This is a genomic window from Balneolaceae bacterium, from assembly GCA_034521495.1.
In the GTDB taxonomy this organism is placed as follows: domain Bacteria; phylum Bacteroidota; class Rhodothermia; order Balneolales; family Balneolaceae; genus Rhodohalobacter.
Map to the genome: position 1 here is coordinate 411,276 of JAXHMK010000010.1, position 20,448 is coordinate 431,723.

At 42.5% G+C, this 20,448-nt stretch carries 18 protein-coding genes; 12 read left to right on the forward strand and 6 right to left on the reverse strand.

The genetic code is table 11. The annotated features are described in order from the left end of the window. Positions 1-116 precede the first annotated feature (116 nt). Both U5K72_10680 and U5K72_10685 read left to right on the forward strand, forming a co-directional pair. Positions 117-2,567 (forward strand): ATP-binding protein, encoded by a 2,451-nt coding sequence (locus tag U5K72_10680; protein ID MDZ7719269.1) that lies wholly within the window; start codon positions 117-119, stop codon positions 2,565-2,567. Between the two features lie 2 nt (positions 2,568-2,569). After that, the gene (locus U5K72_10685; protein MDZ7719270.1) at positions 2,570-3,400 is read left to right on the forward strand and encodes a universal stress protein; all 831 of its coding nucleotides are present in this window, start codon (positions 2,570-2,572) and stop codon (positions 3,398-3,400) included. Positions 3,401-3,753: 353 nt separating this feature from the next. Here U5K72_10685 and U5K72_10690 read toward each other — a convergent pair whose 3' ends face one another. The 5 genes from U5K72_10690 to U5K72_10710 form a co-directional block, all read right to left on the reverse strand. Beyond that, positions 3,754-6,012: a hypothetical protein gene (locus tag U5K72_10690; protein ID MDZ7719271.1), complete on the reverse strand. Its 2,259-nt coding sequence runs from the start codon at positions 6,010-6,012 to the stop codon at positions 3,754-3,756. A gap of 1,089 nt (positions 6,013-7,101) precedes the next feature. Next, positions 7,102-7,449: an alpha/beta hydrolase gene (locus U5K72_10695; GenBank protein ID MDZ7719272.1), complete on the reverse strand. Its 348-nt coding sequence runs from the start codon at positions 7,447-7,449 to the stop codon at positions 7,102-7,104. Further along, positions 7,442-8,749: an alpha/beta fold hydrolase gene (locus tag U5K72_10700; GenBank protein MDZ7719273.1), complete on the reverse strand. Its 1,308-nt coding sequence runs from the start codon at positions 8,747-8,749 to the stop codon at positions 7,442-7,444. Before U5K72_10700 ends, U5K72_10695 begins: the two co-directional genes overlap by 8 nt. Positions 8,750-9,097: 348 nt before the next feature. Beyond that, positions 9,098-9,385, reverse strand: coding sequence for a DUF5995 family protein (locus tag U5K72_10705; GenBank protein ID MDZ7719274.1), 288 nt, complete (start codon positions 9,383-9,385; stop codon positions 9,098-9,100). A 99-nt stretch (positions 9,386-9,484) separates the two neighbouring features. Next, positions 9,485-9,895: a hypothetical protein gene (locus tag U5K72_10710; protein ID MDZ7719275.1), complete on the reverse strand. Its 411-nt coding sequence runs from the start codon at positions 9,893-9,895 to the stop codon at positions 9,485-9,487. A 606-nt stretch (positions 9,896-10,501) separates the two neighbouring features. Here U5K72_10710 and U5K72_10715 point away from each other — a divergent pair. Both U5K72_10715 and U5K72_10720 read left to right on the forward strand, forming a co-directional pair. Beyond that, a complete protein-coding gene (locus U5K72_10715; protein MDZ7719276.1) occupies positions 10,502-10,726 on the forward strand; it encodes a hypothetical protein in 225 nt (74 codons plus the stop codon). Further along, the gene (locus U5K72_10720; protein ID MDZ7719277.1) at positions 10,699-11,253 is read left to right on the forward strand and encodes a sulfite exporter TauE/SafE family protein; all 555 of its coding nucleotides are present in this window, start codon (positions 10,699-10,701) and stop codon (positions 11,251-11,253) included. The genes U5K72_10715 and U5K72_10720 overlap by 28 nt, the downstream gene beginning before the upstream one ends. Before the next feature lie 348 nt (positions 11,254-11,601). On the opposite strand, the gene U5K72_10725 is transcribed toward U5K72_10720, so the two are convergent. Then, complete coding sequence (locus U5K72_10725) at positions 11,602-12,402, reverse strand: ion transporter (protein MDZ7719278.1); 801 nt, start codon at positions 12,400-12,402, stop codon at positions 11,602-11,604. Positions 12,403-13,752: 1,350 nt separating this feature from the next. Between U5K72_10725 and U5K72_10730 the strand changes: the two genes are divergently transcribed. The 8 genes from U5K72_10730 (at position 13,753) to U5K72_10765 (ending at position 20,395) form a co-directional block, all read left to right on the forward strand. Then, positions 13,753-13,968: a hypothetical protein gene (locus U5K72_10730; GenBank protein ID MDZ7719279.1), complete on the forward strand. Its 216-nt coding sequence runs from the start codon at positions 13,753-13,755 to the stop codon at positions 13,966-13,968. Then, positions 13,965-15,374 (forward strand): cbb3-type cytochrome c oxidase subunit I, encoded by a 1,410-nt coding sequence (locus tag U5K72_10735; GenBank protein ID MDZ7719280.1) that lies wholly within the window; start codon positions 13,965-13,967, stop codon positions 15,372-15,374. Before U5K72_10730 ends, U5K72_10735 begins: the two co-directional genes overlap by 4 nt. 4 nt (positions 15,375-15,378) lie before the next feature. Next, entirely contained in the window at positions 15,379-15,948 is a 570-nt protein-coding gene (locus tag U5K72_10740; protein ID MDZ7719281.1) for a cbb3-type cytochrome c oxidase subunit II, read from the forward strand. Positions 15,949-15,952: 4 nt separating this feature from the next. After that, positions 15,953-16,618: a cytochrome c gene (locus U5K72_10745; GenBank protein MDZ7719282.1), complete on the forward strand. Its 666-nt coding sequence runs from the start codon at positions 15,953-15,955 to the stop codon at positions 16,616-16,618. 4 nt (positions 16,619-16,622) lie between these two features. Further along, positions 16,623-18,665: an HAD-IC family P-type ATPase gene (locus tag U5K72_10750; GenBank protein MDZ7719283.1), complete on the forward strand. Its 2,043-nt coding sequence runs from the start codon at positions 16,623-16,625 to the stop codon at positions 18,663-18,665. Beyond that, positions 18,655-19,299, forward strand: coding sequence for a sulfite exporter TauE/SafE family protein (locus U5K72_10755; GenBank protein MDZ7719284.1), 645 nt, complete (start codon positions 18,655-18,657; stop codon positions 19,297-19,299). The genes U5K72_10750 and U5K72_10755 overlap by 11 nt, the downstream gene beginning before the upstream one ends. A 20-nt stretch (positions 19,300-19,319) precedes the next feature. After that, entirely contained in the window at positions 19,320-19,697 is a 378-nt protein-coding gene (locus U5K72_10760) for a sulfite exporter TauE/SafE family protein (GenBank protein MDZ7719285.1), read from the forward strand. 350 nt (positions 19,698-20,047) lie between these two features. Next, complete coding sequence (locus U5K72_10765) at positions 20,048-20,395, forward strand: metalloregulator ArsR/SmtB family transcription factor (GenBank protein ID MDZ7719286.1); 348 nt, start codon at positions 20,048-20,050, stop codon at positions 20,393-20,395. Positions 20,396-20,448 lie beyond the last annotated feature (53 nt).

The window sequence follows — 20,448 nt, forward strand, 5'->3', positions numbered from 1 at the left end:
AAAATATTTAGTCTAATAAAAATAAATGGTAAAATACTCTTTAAGAGACATTTAATGGAACTCAAGAAAGATGTCTGACATTCAACGTAACAAAGGTCAATTAAATATCTATTTAAGTGAGAAAATTAGACAGTAAATCACTGCGAAAAGCCTGCGAAACAGAACTATTTGATTTTGAATCAACAAAAGAGATTGAAGATCTAATCACCATTTTAGGCCAGGAACGATTGACTTCATCCCTGGACTTTGGGACTAAAATGGACCAGAAAGGTTATAATATTTTTGCTCTTGGTCCGGATGAGACAGATAAACAGAGTTATATCCGGGAATATCTCGAGAATGAATCAAAAAATCAGGAAGTGCCTGAAGATCTTTGCTACATCAATAATTTTGATGACAAATATAAGCCTTCATCAATGTTGCTGCCAAGTGGCAGAGGTAAAGATCTGAAACAAAAAATGGACAAGTTGATCGAGGATCTTACTCCTACACTCACGGCTGCATTTGAATCAGAAGAGTATGAAAACCGCCGCCAGGCATTGCAGGATGAAGTTCAGAATCAGCAAGATAAATCTCTTGAGGATATTCAGAATAAAGCAAGGGAAAAGGGATTATCACTTTTACGAACTCCTGCCGGGTTTACTTTTGCTCCTATTAAAGAGGAAGGGGATCAGGACTTGATGTCTGAAGATGATGTTCGGAATCTTTCCAAAGAAAAAAGAGAAGAGCTGGAAAAGAAAACGAAGGAACTTCAGTCAGAGTTGCAGGAATTTGTTCGAAAAATGCCCGCTACCAAGCGTCAGATGCGTAAACAAAAAAAAGAATTAGATAAAGAGATCGCTTCATACGCCATAAAAGATCTTTTTGAAGAGGTTCGTGAGGAGTTTTCAGAATTGGAAAACATACAAAACTTCCTGGAAAGCGTAGAGAAGGATGTTGTTGAGAACGTACAAGCTATTATGAGTAATCAGGGAGGCCCTCAGCAAAATCAACTCGCCCAGATGATGGGCGGCGGGCAACAGCCACAGATGGCAGGAATGTCGGGTGGTTCAGGCAATCCGATACTGGATCGATATCGGGTAAATGTTGTGGTTGATAACAGCGAGACAGAAGGCGCTCCTGTTATATATGAGGATAATCCCAGTTATAAAAACTTGATTGGCCGGATTGAATACAAATCAAAAATGGGTGCACTCACAACAAATTTCAATCTGATCAAGCCGGGTGCACTTCATAAAGCCAATGGCGGTTATTTAATTCTGGATGCCCGTCAGCTTTTGCTTGAACCGTTTGCCTGGGAAGGTTTAAAGCGGGTATTAAAATCGGAAAAGTTGAAGATTGAATCACTCGGGGAATCCTACAGTATGATCAGTACCGTTTCCCTTGAGCCGGATCCGATCGATATTGATGTTAAAATTGTGCTCATGGGGCACCGTTTGCTCTATTACCTGCTATGTAGATATGATCCCGATTTTCAAAAACTATTTAAAGTTGAAGCCGATTTTGAGGATGAAATTGAACGCTCGGATGAAAACCAGGTAAACTACTCCAAATTTATTGCAGGATTGGTAAATGAAAATGAGCTTCGTCCTTTTTCCCGTGAAGCGGTTGCCAAAGTCATTGAACAGAGCTCGAGATTGGTCAGCGACAGAGAAAAGTTATCTATCAAAACTGATGAAATTCAGGATTTGCTGATGGAATCCAATCATTGGGCAAGCGAGAACGAACACGACCTGGTACAATATGAGGATGTTGAAAAGGCAGTTGAACAAAAAATTTATCGCTCAGCCCGAATCCGTGACAAAATTCAGGAGTCTATAGACCGCGATACCATTTTTATTGACACTGAAGGCAAGGCAGTTGGACAAATAAATGGTTTGTCCGTTGCAAAAATAGGTAACCTGATGTTTGGCCGGCCAAATCGGATTACGGCTCGAGTGCAAATCGGAAAAGGTGAAATTATTAATATTGAACGAGAAGTAGAGATGAGCGGTCCTATTCACTCTAAAGGTGTCCTGATTCTAAAAGGATTCCTTGGGGAACGATATGCAAAAAACAGCCCCCTTTCGATGAATGCAAGCCTTGTTTTCGAGCAATCGTATTCGAATATTGATGGTGACAGTGCTTCTGCAGCCGAACTTTTTGCCCTGTTATCAGCCATTGGAGATGTTCCGCTGAAGCAGTCGTTTAGCGTCACCGGCTCAATCAACCAACACGGTCAAATTCAGCCTATTGGCGGAGTGAATGAGAAAATTGAGGGCTTTTTTGATGTTTGCAAGAAGCGCGGACTCACAGGCGATCAGGGCGTTCTCATTCCCAAAGCCAACGAGAAAAACCTGATGCTTCGCAGTGACATTCTTGAAGCTGTTGAAGATGATAAATTTCATATCTACTCCATTGGGCATGTTGATGAAGGACTTAAATTCCTGACCGATATGGAGATTGGTGAAGAACAGGAAGACGGGACGTATCCCGAACAAACATTGAACCACAAAGTAACGTCGAATCTAAGTCAGCTGGCCGATAAACGGAAAGCATTTACAGCACCAGAAAACGGCAGAAAATAGATATGGTTGAAGAAAACGAGAAAACGATACTGGTTCGCGAAATTCTCGTAGCTGTAGACACTTCCAAACACAGCCAGGCTGCACTCGAAGCTGCCGCTCTATTGGCTCGGATCCTGGAGGCAAAAATACAGGGTTTCTTTGTTTATGATGAGATTTGGAATCGTGTATCGAGGCTTCCGTCCATCTCTGTGGTGAACTCGCTCACGGGTCAGATTTCCCCGTTTGAAGATCAAACAATGGAAAACCAGGTCAGTGTACTTGAAAACAGGCTCAGAAAAAAACTTGAGAATATCAGCCGGCGGCATAAGATTACATATTCATGGAACTCAACCCGGGGGAAAGTTGAAGAAGAGATTTTAGAAGCGGCCAAAAATTCTGACCTCATTACAATCGGACTCAAAGGAGCTTCAGCGAGAAGAAAAGTGCTGGGATCTTCGGCCAGGAGAATCATCCAACAAGCCGACAAACCAATATTAATCCTGAAAGAGGGGCTACATCTTGGCAGGAAAATTACCGCTGTTTATGATGGATCTGAAGAAAGTTATCGCGCGGTTCAAGCAGCTTTAAATATTGCCGAACGCAACGAGAGTACGATTACTATTTTAATGGTTAATAATAATTCGGAATTACATAGTGAGCGAAACAAAGAGATAGAAAAATTACTGCGAAATTCACCTGTTTATGCAAAAGTTGAGCTGTTGGATCAGCCAAATGCCAGCCGGTTTCTAAACTCTGTAAATCAGCAGAAATCAGGATTGTTAATCCTATCTAAAGACCAGCCACTTTTAAGGAGATCTCTTCAGGTGATTTCAAAATCAACTGTCCGGTTTTGATGATGAATTAATAAGGTTTGAAATACCGATATTTACTTCGCTCGCTGCGCTCTAGGACGTCAGTTTGAGCGCAATGAGGAGTACGACGAATGAAGTCGAAAACAAATGTTTGGTTCTGAAAGCCCCTAATACATCTGATCCAATATTCACTATTTTGTTGTTTTAGGAGCATTTTTTTAGTTGAAAGGCTTTGCAAAACTATGACCGTCATCCTGAACTTTCCCATCGGGATCCATCCGGGGGATTCAGGATCTCCAGATGCTGGCTATAAAGACGAATGGAGAATCTGAATCGAGTTCAGATTAACCAATAACCACGATTTTGCAAAGCCCTCAGTTGGATGAATAACGTTTTTATTCATCTTCTTCATTAGCAGACTGCAGAAGTACCGGAAAATTATCGTCAAGCGAGTTGTTTTGGACAAATACGCATACTTTTCCAACGTTTGAGAGCTGATCGATTTTTCGGGCGTGCTCTTCCATCTCCTCCTCTCCGGCATATTTCAGCCCAAGCATCACAATATCGGAATCGGAACTATACTCTCTGAGAATTTCCGGGAACCCGCGCTGCTGTTTGATGATCACCTCCGCATTGGCTTCAATTCTGGCCTCCTTCAGTGAACGTGTAATGGCTTCGCTGATCGTTGACTTTTGCCCGGGGTGGTCAATAACCTCCCGGATATTTATTTTCGCATGCTGCCATTCAGGGTTCAGGGTAAGCATGTAGGCCAGGATCATCATCAGGTCACCGTTATTGTCGGCGCCGCTCCACCACACATCGATATTTTCGTGATTACTGACTTTCCAGTTTTCATGATCGTTAAATTTAGCCGCTACTATATTTTTTCCCATATGCGAAAGTGATCGAATTATTCGAAGCTGGTTGACATTGTCACTCAATGAGTCAGACCAGCCAAACATAATAGTGTTTGTTTTCAAGCCGGCAATGCCATGACCTTTGGACACATTAAGAATTCCGCTGTTCAGGTCTTCCACCTCGTTTACTTCGCAGAATGTTTCTAATCCAAAGCTGTTCACCTCCCGGATCATCTCTTCCTTCATCCTTTTTCGCTCTTTTCGGTCAGGTCTGTCGGATCTAAACACAAGTTTTGAGATGGATAAAATTCCGCGATTCTGCCCAAATGCAGCTGCAAGCTTTACAAGTTCAATTCTGTCTCTGATGTTTTTCGCAAAAAGAAGAATAATCGGCCGCCAGTTACGCTTTCGCACATGAAGTTTGTTCATTCTTAACAGCGAAAACCGTGCGATCTTCATCCAGATACCGGCATTAACATCTCCCCACTGCTGCTCCAGTGCTTTTTTCTTGAAGTAGAGATAGAAGCCTCCTTCCAGCAAAAACGCAAGAATCAGAGCCGGAAGACTGATCAGATACATCACAAAAAGGGAACCCAATGCACCCATAAAAGAGACATACCACGGAATGTTAACGCTCGGGCGGTAGGACGGTTCCGCTACAATATTTTCAATGGTTGCAACGAGGTTGATAATTACATATAACGTGAGGAACAATACTGTTACAAATTTGGCTACTGTGTTCAAATCCCCCAAAGCAACCGCCGCAAGTGCAATTCCGCCTGTTATCCAGGTAGCGATAGTTGGCTGACCTGTTTTAGAAACTTTTGAGAGAAATTTAGGAGCCAGTCCATCAATTGATAGAGACTGTAAAACCCGCGGGCCGCTTAATACACTTCCGATTGCCGAGGAAAGGATAGCACCGCATGCCGCAGGATAGATAAAGAGGCCACCAAGGAATGCTATATCAATCCAGGCCTGAAGGCCGTATGTTTCATCCGCCATATTCTCGAATGATACCGCCGCTGAAATGGATAGAAGTAATGGAATAAGCAGATATACAGCAAGCCCGGTAAAAACCGAGTAAATGGTTCCCTGTTTGATAGAATTACCCGGAGTTTTCAGGTCACCACTCATGGCGATTCCGGCTAAAAATCCTGTTACGCCCGGAAAAAATACGGCGAATACGATCCAGAGACCTCCATCGGGACTCACAGTTCTGTATGCGGGTGAGTATTCCGGCATCCTGAGTTCATTCATAAATACTCCAGCTGTAAGTGCCAGAATTGAAAGTACCACAAGAATAAGCATTGGAATCTGAAATTTAAGAACCAGATTCGCGCTTTTTCCCGATGCTAACGTGATCAGAATAATGATGATGGCCGTTAACAGCGGTATTGTGTATCCGGGCATTGTGCCCCACAGTTCCACAGGCCAAAAAAGGAGAATGAGTTCTGAAAGACCAAACGCGTAGAACGTAATACTAAGTGTGCGGCTGATAAAAAATGCCACCCCAATTGCCCCGCCCGTCTCCAGACCGAGACTGCGGGAAATAAGGTAGTAAACCCCGCCAATACCTACTTTTATATTTGTGGCGATAGCTGCTGCACTGAGTCCCGTAATAAATGTAATGACATTCGCCAGAATGACAATAAAAATGGTGAGGTTAAGGCCCAGATTTCCCACCACCCAGCCGAATCGCAGATACATGATGAGCCCCAGCACTGTAAGCGTACTTGGCAAATAGACCCCGAGAAAGGTACCAAACTTCTTTTTTGGAGTTTGTTTATTTGCTGTCACTGTTATATATGATCTGGGTTTATTTCATTTGTTATTATGAGGTAACACACACTTACACTATCTGGATTATTACCTAATCTTCATCTCTTACAGGGAGTTTCAAACATTTTTCAATTCATTGCGTCCTATTGCCAATTTAAAGCTTATCTGATTTTGGCTAGTGTAGCAACCAATAAATTAATATAGTGTCAGGATCAATAAATCAATTCAATGGTCAACTTAAAAAGAGTCTACAAAAGTAGAAAAACACAAATAATTTTGTGCTTTCGTGTTTTTGTGGCTACCTAATTGACTATACTTTTTTATAGATTGTAACACTAATGTAACCCGAAATTTAAGCACCACGATTACATCATTGATAACGAGGTCAGTTCTTCGAGATCATTTTTTTCGAATGGGACTTTGAAAGAGAAGAGTATTACGACTTATCCGTACCGTATACGTTTACCGGAGAGATCTATAAAAGAGAAGCGGTGGGACTTATTCTTTTCTATCTATTATTTTTACTGTGGATGGGATTAGAAAATTTTGGAATTATTGATTCCATACCTTCACTCCCGGCATGATACATTTAAAACAAGGTTCTACGGGCATCTTTGTGGGTAATAATTTAAAACATATAATCATCGTGAATCTGTTTGTTCATCCCGATACTTCTGTTAGACTTCAACATTGAGAAAGGTAGTTAACTTCTGCTTTTTATAATACCAGCCGATCGGAGACAGACTAACCGATTCTCCCGAGATTAAACTCGAAGTCACGAATCAGTCCCTCCGCTCGCGGTATTATCCAAACCTAAATAGCATTCCAGTTTAAAACTATCACTGTAGGTCGGTTGTGGTTTACTACCTTTATTTTTCATCAGCTGACTCCATAAATTGTGTTAAGCTATTTCAGAAAAAGACCATTCTTTAATCGAACTCAGGTAATGAAGGCTAAAATGCAATAACAAATCCGTATATAGAGAAAAAGGGCATTGCAATTCATTTTACCCAATTTAAACTACTCAAAATACTGATATTTGTGAAGATTGGGTGGATTCTCCACATAGATACTGCTCCACCCCACTCCTGGCAAACGCAGTGTTTCTCATTCTGAAGAGCAAACAGTGTCCAGCTCCTGAATTGATTCAGCCTGAAGAAACTCGCTTATCAGCCTATCTACGCATTCGTTTTCGGGACTGTGACCTGCTCCGGGAACGATGATGTGACGGCTGTTTGTAAGGTTGCGCATAGTGGCTTCCGCCAGGCTTGGTGGTGTTATCGGGTCCATTTCACCCGAAATCAACAATGTCGGCACATCGGAGGAAACAGACTTATGGAAAGATTCAGATACGCTGCCTCGAGGCCATTTGGTGCAGATACGCGCATGGCTGTCCAAGACTGTGCGCCCGAGAAATGTTTTTTTGGTGTTGCTTGCGATCATAGCATCATCCATCTGCCAGACTAACGGAGCATCTTCGGTACAGGTGACGGAGTAGAACAGGGCCTAAGCTTATAGAGCGCGGAAGCATCTCCGCCATTGGGGTGGCGACTTGGATGAAAGGCGCAAAATTGTTTGAAGCAGCTTCATGGATCATTTCCGGCAGTAGCTTCGCTAAAAAAGGTGTGTAAAGAGCAAATTGGATGCCCCCCGCAAAGATCTCGCGGTTGATCGACACCGCAGATGTATCACCGGATGCGGGATCTACGTATCTGGCTTGTGCGGGTTCTTCGGAGAGGCGTGTGAGCACCTCATCAAGGTTTTTCGCAAGGGAGGGGAATTGGGTACGGCACTCCTCCTCAGCTGCACACTCTGCAAAACGGCTCTCAAGGGCTGCCTGCCCGTGACGCGCAGGTAAGAGTGGAATCGGTACACCCGGAGGAGCAACTGACCGAAGTACGAGAGAGCGAACCCGATCGGGATGACGCCGCGCATAAACAAGTGCCGCACGTGTGCCGTAAGATGTGCCATAGAGATTTATCTGGTCATAGCCAAGCTTAGCTCGCACCTCGTTCAGGTCGTCCATCAGAATCGGTGTGGTATAGAGTGCGGGGTCGGCATTAAATTTTTGGAGACATTCCGTAACCAATGAATCCGACAGGCTCCAGGAAAGAAAATTCAGTTTTGCCTGAGGTGTATCCGGCTCGCAGCGCAGTGCGTTTGACTTTCCTGTACCGCGCAAATCCACAAGAACAATATCTCTATGCTTACGTACGTCTGCAAGATCGCGGGCTATACCCCGCGCTTCGTTTATTACTGATTGACCTGGACCGCCCGCCAATATGAATAAGGGGTCATGTGCGTTGTTTTCGCTCATTGCAGGTAGAATAGCAAGGTGGAGTGAAATCATGCGGCCAATCTTCGCCGTCCGATCCTCAAAGACATCGAGAGTGCCGCACCGGAGCATTCCTTCCACACCTTCGATCTCACAGGGTTCCAGGTTCAGAAGAGGTGCTTCGTTCAGGTGCAGGTCTCCGTTGACCGCCTGCAAGTCCTCAGTGAGTGCCTGTGCAAGTTCGGAAAGTGTTGTGGTTTTTTGATAGGCACCCGATCGCGCCTGCATCCGTATATGCTCGGCGATTATGCGACCTGCGTCGGGCATCACATAGTGGTACTCGACGAGTGCGGCGACGCTGTCTACGGCTGCGATCCGGACTCCCGGATCCATGGCAGAAGTGCTCTCCTGTGCGGCAAGCGGACTGGAAAGAGTTAACAGTACAGATATACCTCTTAATGTTTTTATCGAATCATTCATCACACAGATTTACTTTACTTACAAATAACGTTTAAACACGTTTGATATTGTCAGATCAAAGCACGTGGTGCCGGGAATTATCATCATTCAACTCATCTCTTTACGCCGAGTGTTTCAAATTGTTACTTGATGAGTTTCAGTGTAAGCGATTTGGCAATGGAATGACTGTTTTGCCAAATCGCGGCATCGGTTATAGCAACGGAGAAAGGAAACAAATGAAAGAGCTACAGTGCCACTGGTTCTCTCCAAACGGCTTTTGAATGATCTAAAACAGAAAGCTCAACTTCTTAAAGATATTCGCGATTCAGTTCAATGATTATTTCATCACTGATGTCAACAACCCACTCATCAGATAATAAAGCCGTTTTTTAGTTCTTCCTTTTTGGCGAATGGACTATCTAGCAGAACCTGGAAATTGAGCAGATATAGAGGCGGGCAAATACATACATCGAACTGCTCCATCCGCCCGGCATCTTCGAATCGGCCCTGATCCAGTCCCTCGGCGATTTTGGCCGTGGTGCGACGGTACACATATGCAAAAATCCCGAGCGGACTATCCTCCTCTACGGTCAATTCAATAATGGCACCCAGTTCGGCAAGGACATCATCAATTGTGGCAAGTTCAAGTTCCGACACGATAGGTCTGTTTCGTTTTTAATAAGTGTAGGCGCAACGCCGGTAACAGGCAGATCGCTTTTATGATTTATAGACCGCTGCCCTGCTTACACCAATCCATCAGCAATCAGGTTCATAGGAACCCGATAGCTGCGACGTGTTAATGGGATGGATTGGTGCCGGAATTTTTTCGAATGGGGTACCCGGCTCACGTTCAGCCACATCAATCATTGTCCGGTAAAACTCCGAACGGATGCGTACGTTATGAAGCTGTTTTTCTAACTGACGGACCTTCTTTTTTAAGTTGCTGGGGTCCGGTTTTTCCTGAGGTTTTGCCATAGCATGCTGGATGAGTGGATCACTGCAATATCCATATTTTCCCATCCATTCCAGAATTGAACTTTTACCTCCAATGCCAAACTCAATACGGGCTTGGTCTTTGGTTAATTCTCCATTAACCACGCGCCTGACAACTCCAAGTTTAAAACTATCACTGTAGGTCGGTTGTGGTTTACAACCTTTATTTTTCATCGGTTGACTCCTTAAATTGTGTCAACCTATTTCAGTATAAGACCAAATTAAGGCTGTGAAGTAATTGATGGCGGTCGCAGAATCTCTGCTACCTTTCATCAATGGTCCACCACGACCAAAGCCTGTAATATAGATTCTGGCCGGTATGATAAAAGGTATGCGCAGATCTTCCAGCTTCCTCAATCCGTCAAAACCGTCAAGGCCAATAGTTTCCTTGAAAGCATAAATTTGGTTGTATCCAAGACATGCCTGCGGCGTGGGCAAAGCGTCCATAAAATGGTGGCGGGAGATTGTCCAAAAAGTGAATTAACACAGAAACAAGCTTAGATAATTTAGACTTTATATCCCTCTCTATTAGTTTAGAGAGGGATATAGGGTGAGTCTGAAGAAGAAAATTAATTATTTAAGCGCTATTCGAACTAATGTCTCTTTTTGGACAGCCTCAGTAAACCATTTTAAAGACAACGAAGCCCTCGGGTAAAATTCGAAGCGTGTGTCAAACCGTTAAATAAAACGTTAATCTTTACCTGCGGTAAATCAATAAATCCAGAAAGATAATCTTCAATAACTATCTTTTGTGAATAATGCAGGTATAAATCATAAAACATGCTATATACCATTGTTTTTTTCATTATTGCCATTGCTTCTTTTGTATTTGCCATGCTGGGGTTAGGCGGTGGCATGGTATATGTGCCGGTACTTAACTGGGCAGGTTTTGACATGGTTAAAGTAGCCATCCCTCTGGGTTTGTTACTGAACGGGTTGAATACAGCCCTGGTGCTGATTCCTTTTGCCCGAAAAAAATGGTTGACTGGAAAGGCGGAGCCGTGATGGCCGTTACCGCTCTTATTGCAGCGCCATTGGGGGCAATGACCAGCGGATACGTACCCGTACAAACTCTGAAAATTTTGTTTGCGGCAATGGTTCTTGCTGCTGCTTTACGGACACTGTGGGCTTCAAGATTACCTGAGCCTCAAAAAATGATGTCTTTGAAGAAACGAAGTATGATTGGTTTTTTCGTAGGGTCATTTGCCGGCTTTACGGGCGGAATGTTAGGTCTTGGCGGCGGTTTTATCGTGGCGCCAATTCTGATGATGATGGGCTATAAAACCAAGGAAGCCGCAGCCACCACAGCCATGGTAGTCACATTTTCCTCGGCATCGGGCTATCTGGGCCACACAGCCAGTGGTGAAATGAATTGGGAGCTGACTGTAATTGTGGTTATTGCCGTTGTTATAGGATCGCAACTGGGAGGGCGGTATATGACCCAAAAAGCTAAATCAAAACATGTGAAAGTAGCTTATGCCGTTGTATTACTGCTGATTGCCTTCAAAATGATACACGAAGTCACTGCATAATAGTAACTTGAATTCTGCACATATTTATCGAAATATGAGATTGAGCATCATGAAAAATTCACATATAAACAGTGCTTAAACGGAATTAAGTTGAAATTTTTCAAAGACTCATTATGCCCTATGACCTGAAAACGTCATTAAAAAATAAACCGGTAGTGGAAATTGGATATTCCGGTGATACTGCCCCCAACCCGGTGTGAACATCCGGTATTCCAGAATTTAGCTTACTGTTTCACTAATGATTTGCCTGAGCTGTGATTCAGACAGTAAAGGTGTGCACACTGGATAGAAACTCTACAGGAGTATAAGATTCACATCAGTATGGATGGCAAAGACCACTTAAGATCTTTATTCGGGATTCAGCTTGCTACCACAATACTTACAATATTCTGCATCGGCATCATGCCCTTCTTTTGAACAGTAGGGACAGACCTCGGTCGTCTGTTTCCCCTTCTTAACGCGACTCAGTTCAGCAGTAAAAATACCTGTGGGTACCGCTATAATGCCATATCCCATAATCATAATCATTGCTGAAACCATCTGTCCCAAACTTGTCTGCGGGGAAATATCACCATAGCCTACTGTAGTTAACGTAACAATAGCCCAATATATACCTTTTGGGATGCTGGTAAATCCATTTTCGGGACCTTCAATGACGTACATAAGTGAGCCGACGATTACGGTTATTGTCACGACAGTGTAAATAAAAATTATAATTTTTTGGCGGGATGAGACTAATGCCTCTTGAAGCTGATCGGCCTCGATAATGTATTTAGTAAATTTAAGTACCCGAAAGATCCGTAAAATTCTGAGGAAACGAATTACCAGAAAGAATTGACTGCCGGGAATTAATAAAATAAAATAGGTAGGTAAAAATGAGAGCAAGTCTACGATCCCGTAAAAACTAAAAATGTACCCCTTTGCCCTCTCTACCGTTATTATCCGAAGTACATATTCGATGGTAAATAGTATTGTAAAAATCCATTCAATTCTATAGAACCAATCGCCGTATATTTCATGAAAGCTTGAGACGCTGTCGAGCATCACCACAAATACGCTGATAATAATGCTGAGGATAAGAATTACGTCAAACGCTTTGCCACTCCGTGTATCAGCCTCAAAAATGATTTCGTGCAGTCGGTGCTTCAAGGTCAATTGATTATTAGTCTCCATAAGTAAACAGATTTAAAATAACATGAGATAATGTTAGCATATTAAAATAATAATTACCGGCAGAGAACTTGCAGTTTATTTGCATTACATGAACGACTGAGCAAAAAAGAATTTGTTAAGAATAAGACAGCCGAAAGTATCTATTTGTAAATAGTATTATACTGTAAATATCACTATTTATGCTTGAGAAATAAAAACAAGTAGAAAGGATATATGGTGTCATTCACAAAACCCGATTCTTTTTTTTACAGTCTGTAAGAAGCGAGTTTTTCACAGGTTAGAAAGTTTCTTTTTAAACAAGGTTCTTATATGGATATGAAGCCTACGCCAGAAGTCTTAAAATCAGTTATTAAGAAAGGTAAGAACGAGCTTAACCGGGATAATTTAGGCCTGTTGATGTCCAGTTTTTCTGCCGGGCTGGATATTGGTTTCGGCCCGTTACTGTTGGGGTGTTCCTGACTCTGTCGGCAAGTGGCTTCGGAGATTTAACTTCAGAAATTCTGCTTGCAAACGCGTATTCTGTTGGTTTTATCTTAGTTATATTGGGTCATTCCGAGCTTTTTACTGAGCATACGACTCTTGCAGTAATGCCGGTAATTGACGGTCAGGCGTCTGTTAAAACAGCTATTAAAGCTCTGGGGCATTGTATACGTCGGAAAGTTCTTTTACAAACAAAATAACTCCTTTAATTTGACGGCATTTGCGGCAGTTTGTCTTTTGATCTACAACCCGGCATAACTGTTTGAAATCGGATTTCAGCTTCCATTTTCAGTTGTTCTAAACTCTAATCATTTTGTTGATCCTGCAGGTAATTCATAAAACACCCCGATATTGGCTTCAAATTGACCGGTATGGAAAGCCGTTAATAGTAACCGGCAATAGACATGCCATGCTTTCTATCCATACTCAACTCACTCGTCAGCCCGCGGATGCAGCGTGCAGACGAGTCTCTATGTAGCTCGGGTCGCCTGACCCGAGAGGATGATGAGCTGGTTGACGAACAGAAACAGAAATAGGTACGCCGTTAGTTGAAATAGAGAAAACAGTCTGAACTTCAGAAATGATACAGGAAATGACTCACCCGCGGGTCAGCGCCGCCGTGGTACGGATTCCGCTGGTCGAGGAAGGGACCATTGATGTGAAAAGAGGGTGTGTTTGCGTTCGAGTTTACCCAACAAAACTACGGAGCCATAGGTGCTATCCCCTTAGGCAGAAAAATCAACGGATACGTCTGTATTTCTTCGACTAAAAGCAGTATAATTGATATTTATGTTAGAAGTAATTTTAGCACAGTATTTTGGACGTATACTTTAAGCTAATCAAATCATGGATTTTGGTTCAGGAACGGTAACTGTTTTTTCTATATCAGTGCTCATGGTAACTGTTGCAGTGGCTATACTGATATTTACAATCAAAAAAGGATTTATAAAAGAGCTCAAGAAAGATGCTATGATCCCTTTTGAAGAAGATGAGCCGGTTGGGGAACCCACTGATCAGATGTTTGATGATAAAACTGAAGAATCCGACAAAGAGGATACATGAAAAAAAAGAACTTTAAGAGCGCTGCTGAATGGCGAAATTATGTAGACCGGGATTCAAGTAAAGTGCTGCTATCTTTTTTTACCTCTGGAGTGATTTGGTTATTGGTGGGCTCAACACTAGCCATTTTAGCATCTTTTAAAATGCATATGCCAAATTTTTTAGGGGATATATCGTGGCTAACTTTTGGCAGAGTGCGCCCACTTCACCTTAATACGATGGTATATGGGTGGGCCTCTATGACAGGAGCCGGTGTAGCGCTATGGTTACTTACGAGAACACTTCGTGTAGTTATTCCCCAAAAATGGGTTATTCTTACCGGTTTAGCTCTTTGGAATATTGGCCTTACGATTGGGTCTTTTCAAATTTTAGGAGGTTATTCAAGAGGCTTGGAATGGCTGGAGATCCCTTTTTCTTCAGCTATGCTTATAGTCGCTGGCTTATTGCCTTTATTTGCTGCTACTTTGACGATGCTTGTATGCAGAGCCACAAAAAAACTTTATATATCAGTCTATTATATCATTGCAGGGTTTATATGGATTTTAGCTCTGCTTATTATCGCTTACATACCCGAGTATGATACGACTGTACAAGGCGGTATGAATTGGTGGTATGCACACAATGCGCTTGGGCTTTGGTTTACACCAATTTGTCTTGCGGCAGCGTATTATCTAATACCAAAAGTTACCGGCAGGCCAATATATAGCTACTCATTAAGTTTGTTGGGATTTTGGACACTGGCCCTGTTTTACAACTGGAATGGGTTTCACCATCTTATTGGCGGACCTGTGCCAACGTGGGCAACAACTATTTCAATTGCCGCAAGTGCCATGATGATCATTCCCGTTGTAACAGTTGCAGTAAACCATCACTTGACGGTGGTGGGGGTTTTTAAGCGTGTTGTAAATTCTCCCACACTCCGCTTTGTCGTATTTGGAGCCATGAGCTATACGTTTGTGAGTCTTCAGGGAAGTCTTCAAGCTTTGCGAAATGTCAATGAGGTCATTCATTTCACTCATTATGTGATAGCACATGCTCATATAGGTATGTACGCATTTGTGACGATGGTGCTTTTTGGTTCTATGTACTATATCATGCCAAGAATCACAGGAAACGAGTGGGTGTCTACAAGCCGGATTAAATGGCATTTTTGGCTTAGCGCAATTGGAATTATACTCTATATAGTAGCTTTACAGATTGGTGGGATATGGCAGGGATTTTTGATGAACAATCCGGATATACCTTTTTTGGATATAGTCGAAAAAATGAAGCCCTTTCTGCAATCACGCTCTATCGCTGCCATATTGTTGACAACAGGGCACCTTGTATTTGCATACTCTTACTTCAAAATACTGAAGAAAGAGACTAAAGGAAGCTCTAAAAATTTAACCACAGACCTAAGCGACTGATATTATGAGAGACAATTTACTACTGGTTTTTGGAGCTGCTGCACTAGTTATTTCGTCTATGCTGGGTCTGGTGTTTATACCAAAAATGCTGGCAGAAAAAGAAATTACTGCTGAACAATATGTTAGACCTAACATTAAAAACGGACACAGTATTTACGTCAGAGAAGGATGCGTATATTGCCATACACAGCAGGTGAGGCCGAAAGGATTTGGCGCAGACTTTGAACGTGGCTGGGGAAATGCTTCACTTCCGGAAGACTATGACGGACTTACCCCTCATGTGTTAGGTACAATGAGAACCGGCCCGGATCTTGCAAACATTGGAAAAAGACAGCCCAGCAGAGACTGGCATTATTCTCATTTATATGCACCGGAATCGGTGTCACCGGGTTCAATAATGCCGCCTTTTACATGGCTTTTTGAAGTAATTGACGAAAATAAAAGCACGAACAAACGAGTGGTAAATTTGCCCGGTGATTTTGCTATTGAAGGTAAAAAGGTTGTGCCAACAGAAGAGGCCGAGCACCTTGTAGATTATCTTCTTTCATTAGATCAGGAGAGAACAGAAGAGTAATATTATGGCGAAAGAGGAAAAAGATAGCAGAGAAGGATTCGATGATAGAGAACAAAATAATCCTGATGACATTTTTGATATCCATCAGGCTGTACTACGGGAAAGAGCGCTGCCTGAAGAGGGGAATGAATCAGGTCCCTGGTGGTTATATGCAATAATATTGGTGACTTTTGCTTTTGGGTTTTTCTACATCGGATTCTACTTTGGAGAGTTTAGCTACCAGCCGCACCAGTTATTTATTTCGCAGGCGGAAGATGATGTTCAGGCTGAGCCGGTGGAGTTGACTCAAATGGAGCTTGGAGAAAATATTTATGGAAGAGTATGCTCAACCTGCCATCAGTCGAATGGTGAGGGTGTTGAAGGCGTTTTTCCGACACTTGCCGGCACGGATTACGTGAACGGAAGTGTAAGCCGTTTAACCGGACTTATTGTTCATGGTTTATATGGGGAAATAGAAATAAATGGGGTCGCTTATAATGGCAACATGCCGGCCTGGGGTGAGCAAATTTCAGATGAAGAAATAGCTGCAGTAATGACATATGTAAGAAATTCATTTGGTAATAACAGCTCTGATGTTCCGGTAGACAGTATCAAAAGCTACCGCGAATCATATGGAGAAAGATCATCTCAGTGGGAAGTCAGTGAGCTAAACGATACATTTCTAAATTAGTGCCTTGGCTGATACAGCTTCAAAGATCACTCCATGTGACCATTGTGGATTACCTGCAAGACAATCACCTGAAAATAACGCACTGAATTTTTGCTGCCACGGTTGTTCAATGGCTCACCGGCTTCAGATCGGGGATGATAGCCAGTTTTACATACCGGAAGGATTGTTGATCAGATGGATAATAGCCGCCGTTCTTGGTATGCTGCTCCTGTTTGTGAGTTTAACACTCCACATAGACGCTGATACTCCTAAATTCTTTGTCTGGTTTTCTCTTGCCCTCAATTCGCTGATCTTAGTTTTACTTGGTAAAGAAGTGTTTTGGGTTACGGCTGACGAATTCAAATCTAAGCGCTTTAGTCTGGGATCGTTAATCTTCATCGGTGTTTTTTCATCCTACGTGCTTTCTATTATTAACATCTTGCGAGGGACTCAGACAGCCACCTATTTCGAAACCTCCGGGATGATCCTCGTTTTCTACATTGGAAGCCTGTTGATCGATATCTACCTGAAGAATAAAATTGGAGCTTACAGCAAAAAATGGGAGCCTGGAACTCCAACTGTGATCTTTAAGAATAATGACGGTGTCTGGGAAAGAGTGAGTTCTGAACAACTTGCGGAAGGTGATGAGATAAAAACCGAAGCAGAAAAGGTTATCCCTGCTGATGGAATTCTAAGATCTACCCATGGATATGTCAGAGAAGCTCATTTAACCGGTGAGCCTACGGCAATTCTAAAGAATAAAGGTGACAAAATTAAGGCCGGATCAATAGCATTGGATGGAAATTTAGAGATTGAACTCACCTCCTCATTTTCAAGATCATCTCTATCACACTACCTTGAACAATTTGAGTGGGAGAAGAAGGAATTATCGACGTATGAAAATATCTCAAGCCGCGCGGCAAGCATCCTGCTGGGTACGGTGGTGATTCTTTCAGCAGCGACTTTGGCATATTATCTATGGACAGGAGAAACGGGGCCGGCAATTAACAACTTTTTATCCGTTTTAATCATCGGTTGTCCGTGCGCTTTTGCCATAGCAACACCGGCGGCTATATGGATTACCCATAAAAGTCTGCACGATCAGGGTATACTTCTCAGAACAGGGTCGCATGCAATTGAGGAACTGGCCCGGGTTACGCATATTATCTTTGATAAAACCGGCACCGTAACAGGGGCTGCAAATGTACAGAATGTAGAGATTATTGATAGATCACAGCACAGTGAAATCACGTTGTTAATGCTTTTGGCTGGGATTGAAGCTATTGACGAACATCCCATTGCTGAAGCGGTTAGAGAATATGGTAGAAGCAATAATATTGACCCGATGAGAATATCAAATCTCGAAAAAATTTCGGGGCTTGGCATCAAAGGGGTATGGTCAGATGAAAACAATCAAGACCATGAAATAGCCCTTTTAAACCGGGCCCATCCCGAAGCTGATACTTTAGGTGAAAACACGTTTGGCTTGTTCGTAGACAAGGTGATGGTGTTAAAAGTGGATATCTATCATCCTTTAAAAAATGACGCTAAAGTCCTGCTCCAGAATCTTTCAGAAAAAGGGTACGACGTATCTGTTATATCTGGTGATCCTGCGCCTCAGGATGAAATCTTGTCTGATAAATGGACATATATTGGAAATATGAGTCCGCAAGAAAAAGCAGGGTATGTAGAGAAAAAGAAGAAAGGAAATGGCAGAGTGCTTTTTATCGGTGACGGCTTGAATGACCTGTTGGCAATGGCGAAGGCTGACAGCACAATCGCGATGTTCGAAGGATCGGATAAAAATAAGGTAGAGGCAGATATGGTCTTTTATAATCCTGATATTAAGCAACTGGATGACATGATATATCAGGCAAAGCAGACTAAAAAGACCATTTATCAAAACTTTTTTTGGGCTTTGATATATAATGTCGTTGGCTTACCACTGGCTGCTGTCGGTTTTTTATCTCCCTTGATCTCAATTGCGGCCATGATACTATCCTCAATTTTTGTGACAGCAAACTCTCTGCGATTGAAGCGATTTAATAAGGCGGTATATGATCATTGAATGGCTGATCGGCGGACTGTTATTTGGCTTTTTGGGCAGTGTGCACTGCGTAGGCATGTGCGGTCCCATTGCACTTGCACTTCCTGTTAGTGCTGTGCAGGGATTGAAAAAATACGCGGGTATCTTTCTTTATAATTTGGGAAGAACTGTCGTCTATGTACTGCTGGGAAGTGTAGTTGGCTTTTTTGGGAAACTGGCAGGGCTGGTCGGCTTTCAAAAATATTTGTCTGTGTTGACAGGCGTACTGATTATTGCTTCAGTAGTGATTCCAAAGGTCAGAAATAAGTTAAACAGCTGGCAGGCAATTCCCTCCAACCGTATGGGAGTCATTACCAAGCCCTTCAAAAAGTTTATGAAAATGAATTCAATTTCAGCATTGTTTGCTGTTGGGTTGCTTAATGGCCTGCTACCATGCGGTTTTGTTTATATGGCAATTGCAGCCGCACTGAATACGGGCAGTACCGTTTCCAGTATGATTTTTATGGCCGGTTTTGGGTTTGGGACCATGCCGGCAATGATAGCCGTTGCTATAAGTCCTGGTTTTCTAAGCCTGGAGGTGCGTAGAAGGATACAGAAATTTTTGCCATGGGCCACGCTGGCGCTTGGATTGATCCTCATCTTTCGTGGGCTTTAAGATTACCTGAACCTCAAAAAATGATGTCTTTAAAGAAACGAAGTGTGATTGGTTTTTTCGTGGGGTCATTTGCCGGCTTTACGGGAGGAATGTTAGGTCTTGGCGGCGGTTTTATCGTGGCGCCAATTCTGATGATGATGGGCTATAAAACCAAGGAAGCCGCAGCCACCACAGCCATGGTAGTCACATTTTCCTCGGCATCGGGCTATCTGGGCCACACAGCCAGTGGTGAAATGAATTGGGAGCTGACTGTAATTGTGGTTATTGCCGTAATTATTGGATCACAACTGGGAGGGCGGTATATGACCCAAAAAGCTAAATCAAAACATGTGAAGGTAGCTTATGCGGTTGTATTACTGTTGATTGCTTCCAAAATGTTATACGAAGTAATTGCATAATGGTAACTTGAATCCTGCAATCTTATCTCAACAAATGACATTGAGAAACCTCGGTATTTGATAAATAAAGAGTGCAGAAATATTTTTAATGTGAGTTAGTAAATCGGATTCTCGAAGGTAGCAACCAATGCCATTTTTATTCGTCAGAGACTGTGGGCAATATGTGGACTGGCGCATTGTGACTCAGGGGTCAACATCATCAGACTGTGGGGGTAGTTTGAATCAGAATGAGGGGTCAGTATCACCGGAATATCCATTATTTACAACTCCTTTCAATTTCTGTGACGAACAAACTAACTTGTTGGCAAATTCGCCAATTATTTCTATATTTCGTCAAATAACGAAATGATATGGATCGAAACCTGGAAAAATCTTTTAAAGCACTCGCGGATTCTAACCGTCTTCGCATTCTCAAAATATTACAACAGAAATCATTATGTGTCTGCGAAATGACTGAAATTTTAGGTCTTGCTACCTCTACTGTTTCTAAACATTTATCCATCCTGCGGGAAGCTGGTTTTATCACGAATCATAAAGATGGCAGGTGGGTAAATTATAAGATTACCGAGGAGTCATCGAATTATTATTCCCGCCCACTTCTTGACATTCTAAAACCGTGGCTGACAGAAGATTCTAAGATTGATGTGAATATTGATGAAGTTGAAAAAGTTGATCGCGAGAAAATAACGCAGGGATGAAAATATTTTAAATTATATTTCGATATTTAACGAAATAACTAAATAATAAATGA